Annotated in this window: 7 protein-coding genes; 5 read left to right on the forward strand and 2 right to left on the reverse strand. The window is 67.9% G+C overall.

The features are described from left to right. The first annotated feature begins 75 nt into the window (after positions 1–75). The 5 genes from ASF34_RS20000 to zwf all read left to right on the forward strand — a co-directional run bounded on the left by ASF34_RS20000 (position 76) and on the right by zwf (position 10,489). Positions 76–3,192, forward strand: coding sequence for an MdtB/MuxB family multidrug efflux RND transporter permease subunit (locus ASF34_RS20000; RefSeq protein WP_056163924.1), 3,117 nt, complete (start codon positions 76–78; stop codon positions 3,190–3,192). After that, on the forward strand, positions 3,189–3,779 hold the full coding sequence (locus ASF34_RS20005; protein WP_244479056.1) for an endonuclease domain-containing protein: 591 nt from the start codon (positions 3,189–3,191) through the stop codon (positions 3,777–3,779). Before ASF34_RS20000 ends, ASF34_RS20005 begins: the two co-directional genes overlap by 4 nt. Beyond that, positions 3,776–7,048, forward strand: a complete 3,273-nt coding sequence (locus tag ASF34_RS20010; protein WP_056163931.1) for an efflux RND transporter permease subunit — start codon at positions 3,776–3,778, stop codon at positions 7,046–7,048. Before ASF34_RS20005 ends, ASF34_RS20010 begins: the two co-directional genes overlap by 4 nt. A gap of 281 nt (positions 7,049–7,329) precedes the next feature. After that, complete coding sequence (locus ASF34_RS20015; RefSeq protein WP_056163934.1) at positions 7,330–8,766, forward strand: efflux transporter outer membrane subunit; 1,437 nt, start codon at positions 7,330–7,332, stop codon at positions 8,764–8,766. 199 nt (positions 8,767–8,965) lie between these two features. Continuing rightward, positions 8,966–10,489 carry a glucose-6-phosphate dehydrogenase gene (gene zwf / locus ASF34_RS20020; RefSeq protein ID WP_056163937.1) on the forward strand — a complete coding sequence of 508 codons (1,524 nt, stop codon included), beginning with the start codon at positions 8,966–8,968 and terminating at the stop codon, positions 10,487–10,489. Positions 10,490–10,726: 237 nt separating this feature from the next. Here the strand turns inward: zwf and ASF34_RS20025 are convergent, their stop codons facing one another. Continuing rightward, positions 10,727–11,506: a restriction endonuclease gene (locus ASF34_RS20025; protein ID WP_056164027.1), complete on the reverse strand. Its 780-nt coding sequence runs from the start codon at positions 11,504–11,506 to the stop codon at positions 10,727–10,729. A gap of 737 nt (positions 11,507–12,243) precedes the next feature. Then, positions 12,244–12,741, reverse strand: coding sequence for a MucR family transcriptional regulator (locus ASF34_RS20030; protein ID WP_056164029.1), 498 nt, complete (start codon positions 12,739–12,741; stop codon positions 12,244–12,246). Positions 12,742–12,950 lie beyond the last annotated feature (209 nt).

A 12,950-nucleotide genomic window follows, 5' to 3' on the forward strand; every position in this document is an offset into this window, starting at 1 on the left:
GACCCACTTCGTGGGCCACCCTCCCCCGCAGAGGGGGGAGGGGAGGGGCGGCGCGCCCGTCGTGGCCCTTACCCCATGAACCCGTCCCGCATCTTCATCCTGCGGCCCGTGGCCACCACGTTGTTCATGCTGGCGATCCTGCTCGTCGGCATGGTGTCGTACCTGAACCTGCCGGTCTCGGCCCTGCCGTCGGTGGATTACCCGACGATCCAGGTTCAGACCTTCTATCCCGGCGCCAGCCCCGAGGTGATGACCTCGGCGGTGACGGCGCCGCTGGAGCGGCAGTTCGGCCAGCTCGCCAACCTCAACCAGATGACCTCGCAGAGTTCTGCGGGCGCGTCGGTGATCACGCTTCAGTTCAGCCTCGATCTCGGCCTCGACATCGCCGAGCAGCAGGTCCAGGCGGCGATCAACGCGGCGGGCAACCTCTTGCCCTCCGACCTGCCGGCGCCGCCGGTCTACGCCAAGGTCAACCCGGCCGACGCGCCGATCCTGACCCTGGCCCTGACCTCCACGACGATGCCGCTCACCGAGGTGAGGGATCTCGCCGAGACGCGGCTCGCCCAGAAGATCAGCCAGGTTTCCGGCGTCGGCCTCGTCAGCATGGGCGGCGGCCAGCGCCCGGCCGTGCGCGTGCGCTTCAATTCGCGGGCGCTGGCCGCCTACGGCCTCAACATCGACGACCTGCGCACCACCATCACCAACCTCAACGTCAATACGCCCAAGGGCACGATCGACGGGCCGACCCAGTCCTACGCCATCAACGCCAACGACCAGATCCGCGATCCGAAGGCCTACGAGCAGGCGATCATCGCCTACAAGAACGGCTCGGCGGTGCGGCTGTCGGACGTCGCGGACGTGGTCAACGGCCCGGAGAACACCAAGCTCGGCGCCTGGATGGACGAGACGCCCGCCGTCATCCTCAACATCCAGCGCCAGCCCGGCGCCAACGTCATCGCCACCGTCGACAAGATCAAGGCGCTGCTGCCCCAGCTGCAGGGGACGCTTCCCGCCGCGATCACGGTAACGCCTCTCACCGACCGCACCACCACCATCCGCGCCTCGGTGCACGACGTGCAGGTGGAGCTGGCGCTGGCCATCGGCCTCGTGGTCCTAGTGATCTTCCTCTTTCTGCGCAGCCTGTCCGCGACCCTGATCCCGAGCCTGTCGGTGCCGCTCTCACTGATCGGCGCGCTCTCGATCATGGACCTCTACGGGTTCTCCCTCGACAACCTGTCCCTGATGGCGCTGACGATCGCGACGGGCTTCGTCGTCGACGACGCCATCGTGGTCATCGAGAACATCGCCCGCCACGTGGAGGAGGGCGATTCGCCGATGGAGGCGGCCCTGAAGGGCAGCCGCGAGATCGGCTTCACCATCATCTCGCTCACCGTCTCGCTCATCGCGGTGCTGATCCCGCTCCTGTTCATGGGCGACGTGGTGGGGCGCCTGTTCCACGAATTCGCGATCACGCTCGCCGCCACCATCGTGATCTCGGCGGTGGTCTCGCTCACCCTCGTGCCGATGCTGTGCGCGCGCCTGCTCAAGCACGCGCCGGAGGCCAAGCGCCGCGAAGGATTTATCGCGCGGACCGGCCGGCGGGCCATGGACGGGGTGATCTCCGGCTACGGGCGGATGCTGCGCGTGGTGCTCAACCACCAGGGCCTGACCCTCGTCGTCACCCTCGCCACCATCGCGCTCACCGCCTACCTGTTCGTGGTCATCCCCAAGGGCTTCTTCCCGGTCCAGGACACGGGCGTGATCCAGGGCGTGACCCAGGCCGACCAGACCGTCTCCTATGCCGAGATGGCCGACCGCCAGCAGCAACTCGCGCGGATCGTCCTGCAGGACCCGGATGTGGCGAGCCTGTCCTCGTTCATCGGCGTCGACGGGCAGAACGTGACGCTCAATTCCGGCCGCTTCCTCATCAACCTGAAGCCGCACGAGGGCCGCGCCACCGATGCCAGCGCGATCATCCGCCGCCTGAAGGAAGCGACGCGCGGGGTCGCCGGCATCCGGCTCTACATGCAACCGGTGCAGGACCTCACCATCGACACGGCGGTGAGCGCGACGCAGTATCAGGTGATCCTCGAGAACCCGAACCTCTCGGAGTTCGAGACCTGGGTGCCGCGCTTCGTCCAGGCGCTGCAGCGCTCGCCGCTGCTGTCGGACGTGGCGAGCGACCTGCAGGGCAACGGGCTGGCGGCCTACGTCACCATCGACCGGCCCACCGCCGGCCGCTACGGCATCACCCCCGCCACCGTGGACAACGCCCTCTACGACGCTTTCGGCCAGCGCATCGTCTCGACGATCTTCACCCAGTCGAACCAGTACCGGGTGATCCTCGAGGCCGACCCGGACCTGCACAAGACCCTCGACAGCCTCAACGGCATCTTCCTGCCCTCCTCCACGGCGGCCTCGGGGCAGGTGCCGCTCTCGGCGGTGGCGCGGATCAGCGAGCGCCGGGCACCGCTCCTCATCAGCCATCTCGGCCAGTTCCCGGCCACCACCGTCTCGTTCAACCTCGCCGAGGGGGTGGCGCTGGGCGATGCGGTGAAGACGATCGAGGCGGCGCGGACAGAGATCGACCTTCCCCCGAGCTTCCGCGTAGTGCCGCAGGGCTCGGTCTTCGCCTTCCAATCGGCGCTCTCGAACCAGCTCTTCCTGGTGATCGCCGCCATCGTCACCGTCTATATCGTGCTCGGCGTGCTCTATGAGAGCTTCGTCCACCCGATCACGATCCTCTCGACCCTGCCCTCGGCGGGGATCGGCGCGCTGGTCGGCCTGATGCTCTACGGGCTGCCGCTGGACATCATCGGCGTCATCGGCATCGTGCTGCTCATCGGCATCGTGAAGAAGAACGCGATCATGATGATCGACTTCGCGCTCCAGGCCGAGCGCGAGGAGGGCATGGCCCCGCGCGACGCGATCTACGAGGCCTGCCTGCTGCGCTTCCGCCCGATCCTGATGACGACGCTCGCCGCCCTGTTCGCGGCGGTGCCCCTCATCCTCGGCACCGGTGTCGGTTCCGAACTGCGCCAGCCGCTCGGGATCGTCATCGCCGGCGGCCTCATCGTCTCCCAGGTCCTGACCCTGTTCACCACCCCGGTGATCTACCTCGCCTTCGACCGCCTGGAGCGGCGGTTCAAGCGCGGCGGTGGCGGCGCGAAGGCGGCGGGGGTGATGCCGTGAGCCGGGAGTTCGCCGTCACTCTCCCTCCCCCCTCTGCGGGGGAGGGTGGCCCCCGAAGGGGGTCGGGAGAGGGGAACCCGGTTTCCGGATCGGACGCGCAGAGCGACGCGGGGCGCAACCTCGTCAGACCCACTCCGCATCTGCGCGCGTTCGCCCGCGAACAACGTCGGCTCCGTACGCTCGCCGAGGATGCGTTCTGGCAGCAGGTGCGCGGTAGCCGCTTCCGTGGGCTCAAATTCAGACGCCAGGTTCCCCTGCCGCCCTACATCGCCGATTTCCTTTGCGCGTCCGCCCGTCTCATCGTCGAACTCGACGGCGCCCCCCATGTCGAGACCGCGCGCCGTGATCGCGATGCCGCGCGTGATGCCTGGCTGCGGGAGCAGGGATTCGAGGTTCTGCGCTTCCCGAATGACCGTGTCCTGAGCGATCTCTCTTCGGTCCTCGACACGGTCGGCGCGACCGTCGCGGCGCGGCTGGCTCGCGCCACCTCCGGCCACGTCGCTCCCCTCTCCCGACCCGGCCTGACGGCCGGGCCACCCTCCCCCGCAGATGGGGGAGGGAGCATGCGCCCGGCTCCCCGCCCATGAACGTCTCCGAGCCGTTCATCCGCCGCCCGGTCGCCACGACGCTGCTCACCATCGGGGTGTTGCTGGCGGGGATCTTCGCGTTCTTCAAGCTGCCGGTGGCGCCGCTGCCGCAGGTGGATTTCCCCGTCATCCTGGTCCAGGCGCAGATGGCCGGGGCCTCGCCCGAGACCATGGCGACGACGGTGGCGGCGCCCCTGGAGCGGCGGCTCGGCATCATCGCCGATGTGGGCGAGATGACCTCCACCAGTTCCGTCGGGACGGTGCGGATCGTCCTGATGTTCAACCTCAACCGCGACATCGACGGGGCCGCCCGCGACGTGCAGGCGGCGATCAATGCCGCGCGGGCCGACCTGCCCACCGCCCTGCGCTCGAACCCCACCTACCGCAAGTTCAACCCGGCCGACGCGCCGATCCTGATCCTCGGCCTGACCTCGAACACCCTGTCGCCGGGTCAGCTCTATGATTCCGCCGCCACGGTGGTGCAGCAGAAGATGTCCCAGCTCCCCGGGGTGGGGAATGTCGATATCGGCGGATCGTCGTTGCCGGCGGTGCGGGTCGAGCTCGATCCCACCGCCCTCTACAATTACGGGATCGGGCTCGAAGGGGTGCGCGCCGCGATCGCCTCGGCCAATGCCAATTCCCCGAAGGGGGCGATCGAGACCGACACCCGCCACTACCAGCTCTACGCCAACGACCAGGGCCGGGTGGCGGCGGATTACCGCGACATCGTCGTGGCCTACCGCAACGGGGCGGGCGTGCGCCTCACCGATGTGGGCAAGGTCGAGGATTCGGTGGAGGACAAGCGCAACCTCGGCCTCGTCAACGGCAGGCCGGGCGTGATCCTGTTCATCTACAAGCAGCCCGGCTCCAACGTGGTCGATACGATCAAGGCGGTGGAGGCGGCGCTGCCGCAGGTGAAGGCCGCGCTGCCCGGCGACATCGACCTCACCGTCACCGGCGACCGCAGCGCCACCATCCGCGCCTCCCTCGCCGAGACCGAGGAGACCCTGGTCATCGCGGTCGTCCTCGTCATCGGCGTGGTCTTCGCTTTCCTGCGCTCCGGCCGGGCGACCCTGATCCCGGCGGTGGCCGTGCCGATCTCGATCATCGGCACCTTCTCGGCCATGTACCTGCTGGATTACAGCCTCGACATCCTGTCGCTGATGGCCCTCATCATCGCCACCGGCTTCGTGGTGGACGACGCCATCGTGGTCCTGGAGAACATCCAGCGGCATATCGAACTCGGCAAGCCGAGGCTGGAGGCCGCCCTCATCGGGGCGAAGGAGGTCGGCTTCACCGTCATCTCCATGAGCCTGTCGCTGATCGCGGTGTTCATCCCGATCCTGCTGATGGGGGGGATCGTCGGGCGGCTGTTCGAGGAATTCGCCGTCACCCTGTCCCTGGCGATCCTGATCTCCCTGGTGCTCTCGCTCACCACCACGCCGATGATGTGCGCGCTGCTGCTCAAGCGCGAAAGCGTGCCGGAGGGAGATGCGCCGCGCCGCCCCAACCTGCTGATCCGGGGGCTGGAAGGCGCCTTCGAGGGAACGCTGCGCGCCTATGAGCGAACCCTGCGGATCGCCCTCAATCATCGCCGCCTGGTGCTGCTCACGCTGTTCGCGACGATCGGGCTCAACGTCTATCTCTACATCATCGTCCCCAAGGGCTTCTTCCCCGAGCAGGATACGGGTCAGATGATGGGCGGCATCCAGGCCGACCAGCGCATCTCCTTCCAGGCGATGAAGCAGAAGCTGGAACAGGCCACCGCCATCGTGCAGGCCGATCCGGCGGTGGACAGCGTCGTCGGCTTCACGGGCGGGCGCGCCACCAACTCGGCCAACGTCTTCGTCGGCCTGAAGCCGCGGGGCGAGCGCGCCTCGATCACCGAGGTGATGACCCGCCTGCGCCCCAAACTCGCGCAGGTGGCGGGCGCCCGGCTGTTCCTGTTCCCGCGCCAGGACCTGCGCATGGGCGGGCGCCAGAGCTTCGCGCAGTACCAGTACACCCTCCAGGGCGACACGGCCGACGAACTCTATGCGGCGGCGCCCCGGCTCGTGGAGGCGCTGCAGAAGAACCCGGTCTTCGCCGACGTCACCTCCGACCAGCAGGAGGGGGGGCTGGAAAGCCGCCTCGTCATCGACCGGGCCACCGCCTACCGCTACGGCATCACGCCCGACAAGATCGACAACACCCTCTACGACGCCTTCGGCCAGCGGCAGGTCTCGACGATCTACAACCCGCTCAACCAGTACCACGTCGTGATGGAGATCGCGCCGCGCTACCTGCAGAACCCGGAGACGTTGAAGACCGTCTTCGTCTCGACCTCGGGCGGCAAGGCGCGCGGCTCGGCCATCACCAACGCGGTGGCCGGGACCGTGGCGGGGGCCGCGGCGACGGGGACGACGGCCTCCACCATCGCCGCCGATTCCGCCCGCAACGCCGCCTCCAACGCCATCGCGGGCGGGGCGGGGGCCTCGTCCAGCGCGCCCGTTTCGAGCGCCAAGGAGACGATGATCCCGCTCTCCGCCTTCGCACGGGTCGAGACCGGCAACGCGCCCGTGCAGGTGAGCCACCAGGGCCTGTTCGTGGCCACCACGCTCTCGTTCAACCTGGCGCCGGGCAAGAGCCTGTCGGACGCCACCGCCGCCATCGAGGAGGCCGAGGCGCAATTGCGCCTGCCGGCCACGATCCACGGCGAATTCGCGGGTGCCGCCAAGACCTTCCAGGCCTCGTCCTCGCGCCAGCCCCTGCTGATCCTGGCCGCGCTGCTGGCCGTCTACACGATCCTCGGAATCCTCTACGAGAGCTTCGTCCATCCGGTGACGATCCTCTCGACACTGCCCTCGGCCGGTATCGGCGCGCTGTTGGCGCTCCTCGTCTCGGGCACGGAATTCACCATCATCGCGCTCATCGCGGTGTTCCTGCTCATCGGCATCGTCAAGAAGAACGCCATCATGATGATCGACGTGGCGCTGGACGCCGAGCGCACGCGCGGGGCCACACCGAAGGACGCGATCTTCGAGGCCTGCCTCTTGCGATTCCGGCCGATCATGATGACAACGCTGGCGGCCCTGCTCGGTGCCCTGCCTCTCATCCTCGCCGGGGGCGAAGGCTCGGAAATGCGCCGCCCCCTGGGCATCGCCATCGCCGGCGGCCTGATCGTGAGCCAGATCCTGACCCTCTACACCACGCCCGTCGTCTACCTCTATCTCGACCGCCTCCGCCGGCGGAAGCCGACGCCCGGCGTTTCGGTGAGCCCGGCCGAATGAGCGGGCGTGATCGGACGATGCGACCCGCGCGTAGCAACCCTCCCCCCACGGACCTCGGGCTTGCCCGAGATCCGTCTTTGGCTGGCCAAGTCGGGCAGGCCCGACTTGGTGCGGGGGAGGGTGCCTGCGGAGCAGGCGGGAGAGGGGGCGACCTCTCCGGATACGGCGCGCCCCTCTCCCAACCCTCGCTGACGCGAGGGCCACCCTCCCCCGCAAGGGGGGGAGGGAAGGGGCGTTGGTGCCTATCCCACCTCCTCCTCGCAACAACCCTCTCCGGCTGCATGGTCGGCCCCGATTACTCGCGCCCCTCCGTGGAGACGCCGCTGGCGTTCAAGCAGGGCGGAATGCGCGAGGACAGCGTGGCCCATGTCGCCACGCGGAAGGGATGGCGCGCGGCGCAGCCCAATGACGGGGCCGAGCGCGGCGATTGGTGGCGCGTGTTCCGCGATCCCGCCCTGGACCGGCTGATCCGCCTCGTCGACGTGGACAACCAGAACCTGCGCGTCTCCCTGGCCTCCTACGACCAGGCGCGCGGCCTCGTCGCCCAGGCGCGCTCGGCGCTCTACCCCACCGTCATCGGCGCGCCGACGATCACGCGCTCGCGGACGCTCGGCACCGAGCGCACCTCGGTCTCGCTCCAGGCCCAGGCCTCGTGGGAACTCGACCTGTTCGGCCGCATCCGGCGCAACATCGAGAGCGAGGTCGCCAACGCCCAGGCGAGCGCGGCGGATCTGGCGGCCGTGCGCCTGGCGATCCAGTCCGAGGTCGCCACCAACTATTACAGCCTGCGCTACCAGGATTCCCTGCAGCGCCTGCTCGACGAGACGGTGGAGGCCTACAAGAAGAGCCTCGCCATCACCGAGAACCAGTACAATGCCGGCGTGGCGGCTCGCTCCGACGTGATCACGGCGCAGACGCAGGTGCAGTCGACCCAGGCCCAGGCCATCGCGGTGGGCCTGCAGCGCGCGACCTTCGAACACGCCATCGCGACGCTGATCGGGCGCCCGCCCTCCGAATTGTCCCTGCCGAAGGGGAGCCTGCCGAAGTCGCCGCCGGCGGTTCCGGTGGGCATCCCCTCCGCCCTGCTGGAGCGGCGGCCGGACATCGCGCAGGCCGAGCGCAGCGTCCAGTCCCAGAGCGAGCAGATCGGCGTCGCCGTGGCGGCCTTCTACCCGACCCTGGTCCTCTCGGGCTCGGGCGGCGTCTCGGGGCTGACCAGCAACGGCGTCTTCTCGGCCGCGAACCAGGTCTGGTCGGTGGCAGCGGCCGGCAGCGAGACCCTGCTCGATGGCGGCGCCCGCACCGCCGCCGTGCAGATCGCGAGAGCCGCCTACGACGCCACGGTGGCGACCTACCGCCAGACCGTGCTCACCGCCTTCGCCGAGGTGGAGAACGGGCTCGCCGGCGTCCGCATCCTCGCCCGCCAGCAGGCGGCGCAGGAAGAGGCGGTGGCCTCGGCCCGCCGCGCCGTGGAGATCACCCTCAACGAGTACCGCGCGGGCACGCAGAACTTCACCACGGTCATCACCGCCCAGGCGCTGGAACTCAACAACGAGGTGACCGCGCTGCAGGTGCGGCTCAACCGCTTCACCACGGCGGTGACCCTCATCCGCGCGCTGGGCGGCGGCTGGGACGTGCGCAGCCTGCCGACCCCGGACGAATTGAAGGGCGACCGCCTGCCGATCGACCGGGGCCAGGCCGTCCGCACGGACGAATAAGGCCGTCCGCACGGACGAATAAGTCCGTCCGCACGGACGAATAAGTCCGTCCGCACGGACGAATAAGTCCGTCCGCACGGACGAATAAGTCCGTCCGCACGGACGAGTGATCGCTGCCTTGCACCATCCGTCGGAACGGCGCAGGGCATCGGCGGTTTGACCGGCGTCGCCGCCGTCGATGCCCGGAGTGTCCCGTCCCATGATCCATCCCGATGCCACAGTGAACGACGGCAAGCAGCCCCGCGCCAACGACGAGGTCAGGACGGCGCCGGCATGCACCCTCGTCATCTTCGGGGCGGCCGGCGACTTGACGAAGCGCCTGCTGATGCCGGCCCTCTACAACCTCGCCTCGGACGGCCTGCTGGCGGATGGGCTCAAGATCGTCGGGGTCGACCATAACGACCGCACGAGCGAGCAATGGCGCGACGACCTCTCGCAGACCATGCAGTCCTTCACCGAGGACCACACCTCCGAATTCCATCCGGACTCCATCGATCCCGGCCATTGGGGCTTCATCCGTGAGCGCCTGACCTTCACCAAGGGGGATTTCGAGGCGGCGGAGACCTATCGGCGGCTCGCCCGGGACATCGGCGGCAACGCGATCTTCTACCTCGCCGTCTCCGCCCGCTTCTTCGGCCCGGTGGTGGACCAGCTCGGCGCCGCCGGCCTGCTGAAGGAGGGGGAGGGCGCCTTCCGCCGCGTGGTGATCGAGAAGCCGTTCGGCACCGATCTCGCCTCGGCGCGCGCCCTCAACGCCCGCATCCTGAACCAGGCCGACGAGAGTCAGGTGTTCCGCATCGACCACTTCCTCGGCAAGGAGACGGTGCAGAGCATCCTGGCGCTGCGCTTCGCCAACGCCATGCTGGAGCCGATCTGGAACGCCCGCCATATCGACCACGTGCAGATCACCGCCGCCGAGACCATCGGCGTGGAGCAGCGCGGCGGCTTCTACGAGCCCACCGGTGCGCTGCGCGACATGGTGCCGAACCACCTGTTCCAGCTCCTGTCCATGGTGGCGATGGAGCCGCCCGGCAGTTTCGATGCGGAGGACATCCGCAACGAGAAGGCGCGGATTCTGGAGGCCGTGCGGCCGGCGACGCCGGACCGGGCGGTGCGCGGCCAGTATGCGCCCGGCGAAGAGCAGGGGCATGCCGTGCGGGGCTACCGCGAGGAGGCCGACGTCTCGGCCGATTCCCGCACCGAGACCTACGCGGCCCTGACGCTCACCATCGACAACCCGCGCTGGGCCGGCGTGCCGTTCTACCTGCGCACCGGCAAGCGCCTGACGGGGCGCCTCACCGAGATCGCCGTGCATTTCAAGCCGCCGAGCCACGGCCTGTTCGCGGGCACCGCTCTCGCGCCGAACGTCATGCACCTCCACATCGACCCGGACCAGGGGCTGAGCACCCAGTGGAACGCCAAGCGGCCGGGGCCGGACATGCGCCTCGGCGCGGTCATCTCCTCCGTGCGGTTCGGCGATTTCTTCGCCGAGGCGCCGAGCGTCGGCTACGAGACCCTGATCTACGATTGCATGGTCGGCGACCCGACCTTGTTTCAGCGGGCCGACGCCATCGAGGCGGGCTGGGCCGCCGTCGATCCCCTCATTCAGGCCTGGAGGGATGCTCCGGTGGAGACCTATGCGGCGGGCAGCGACGGACCGGCGGGGGCGGATGCCCTGATCGACCGCGACGGGCGGGCCTGGCTACCCCTCGCGGAGGTGTGAGGCTCGCGCGTCAGGGCCAGTTTGAGATGTTCTTCCAAGGCTTCCCCTCAGCATGAGCGCGGCGTAACGACCTCGAAGGAGGCTTCCAGGGATCGCGCGAAGACTTGAGGGCTCCTTCGAAGCCCTTTGCTCAAGCAAAGGGTACTTCAGGATGAGGGGGTCGGCTTGGGAAAATGGACCTTGGCGGATCACCGACTTTGGTATGCGCCGCCGCAGAGAGGTCCCATCGAAGGGCTCTCAGGCGGGCTCGGCGTCGATCCGCCGCGATCTGCGGATGGGCGCGAGGTCGCGCAGGGCGTCGTGGTGGAGGAGAAGGACGCCGGTGGCGCCCGACAGCCTGCGCGCGGCGGGGGTGAAGCCGGCATTGGAGACGACGGCCGCCATGTCCGCCTGCCAGTAGCGTGCCGCCGCCGAGGCTTCCTGCACCGCCGCGTTGCCCACGGGCTTCGTGTAGCGCTTGCACTGGAGCACGAGACGGATGCCTGAGCGCTCGGCGACCACGTCGGCCCCCTGGTCGCCGCTGGCCTTCGTCGGGCGCGCCGACCAGCCCGCCTCGCGCAGGGCCTCGGCGCAGAAGCGCTCGTAGGCGATGCCGTCCTCCGGCGCCTCGTCCTCGTCCGGTAGATCGACGGAGAGAGCGACCTCGTCCACGATGTCGAGAACCGTCTGCCAGCGGGTATCGGCGAGATCGGTGAACCCCATGGCGTCGAGATGCGGCAGGATCGTCCGCTCGGCGAAGTAATCCCGCTCCCGCAGCCAGCCGTCGTCGATCCGGTTGCCGTAGGCGTCTTCGAAACATTCCTGGCGGCGGCGCAGAGCAAGGGTCTCGGCATGGGTGCGCGCGAGCCGGCGGACCGTCCGCCTGAAACGCGCGGGCCTGTCGAGGCGATGCAGTAGGATCAGGCCAAGGCAGAGGCCGGTGGCGGCCAGGGCGGGTAGTCCGAACCAGAAGGCGATGCCGCCGCCGACGATCGTGGTCCAGAACAGGCGCGCGACGAGGCTCGATCGACCGGACATGCGCATCCCTTCCCGCCTTCGAGGCGGCCGCACCGGCCGCCTGTTTTCCGAGAATGCAGGGAGGGCCTTGCGACAGGCCTAACGGCACGGCGGCGAAAGACCGCCGGATGGACCACGATCGTCTCGCGGCATGACCAGGGACGGCGCGTCCTCAGTCTCTCTCAAATAGATCCGGTGTAGTTCCCGGTCCTGTCGGGCATAGATCTTGTCGTTCCGCCAGCGTTCGACAGACATCATGTCCCGACCTCGGGATCTCTTATTATATAGGATATATAGGAATGAGTTTCATTCAAATGTATCGCGAAAGTGGGTTCGTTTTTTTCGATAAATCGAACAACGGGCGCGGGTATCGTCGGTTGTCGTGACGAGCCGGACCGTCACCGGCCCCACAACTCTCCTGTGGATAGGTTTGCGGCAGCGGCTGTTTCGCGCCGAAGGTGCTTCGGGCACCTTGGTTCGATGCTTGTCCGAGGAGGTCCCGATCGTCGCGAGACATGTCGAGCGACTTGGAATCGTTGATCCAGCGAGAATGGGTCATCCCATCCGTTCGTCACACGCACGGCTTTGCTTCACTTGCCTTGGACGAAGCGCTCCGGAAACCGAACCGCGTCCTGGTGGCTCCCTCATGGCCGTCGCCTCGCCCCTCGAAGCCTTGCCCCTCGAAGTCTCGCCCCCGTAAGTCTCGTATCCCGGGCTGAGGGTGCGCCTCGGTGAGGCGAGCCACAGATTCGTCGGGCTCAGGAGGCGTTGGTGGCCGTGCGAGGGCGACGACCGCGCGGCGCGGGTGTCGGCGGTGCCTCGACGACGGGTGCCTTCACGCGGGATTTCCTGCGCTGCTGGCCGAGCCCCATGTTCTTCGCCAGTTCCGACCGTGCGGCCGCATAGTTCGGAGCAACCATCGGATAGTCGCTCGGAAGGTTCCATTTCGCCCGATATTCTTCCGGCGTCATGGAATAGCGCGTCCGAAGGTGGCGCTTCAGCGATTTGAACTTCTTGCCGTCTTCGAGACAGATGACGAAATCCGGCGTGATCGAGCGTTTGATCGACACGGCCGGGGTCAGCGGCTCGGCCTTTTCTGGCGTCTTCGCCGTCGTCAGGCTGCCCAAGGTCGCATGAACCGATGCGATGAGGGCCGGGATGTCCGAAACCGGCACGGAATTGTTGCTGACGAATGCCGAGACGATATCCGCCGTAAGCTCAATATAATCCGCCACGAAGTCGTTTTCGATTTCCACGCGCACCCCCGAAAGTAGGACAGCCTTAGACCGCTGCCAGGCGCCGATGGAGCCTGGCCGAAAGGTCTTGTCTTCAGATTGAATTGACTAGGCAGTTAGTATGATAGCCATTAACAAAGCGCAAGAGGCTTTGGCAAGACCAGGGTAACCGCAACAATTTGAAGGAAGCTTCTGGTGTGCTGCGGGAGCTTTCGGCATCTGAGGAATGG

Source organism: Methylobacterium sp. Leaf106 (genome assembly GCF_001422895.1).
GTDB lineage: Bacteria > Pseudomonadota > Alphaproteobacteria > Rhizobiales > Beijerinckiaceae > Methylobacterium > Methylobacterium bullatum.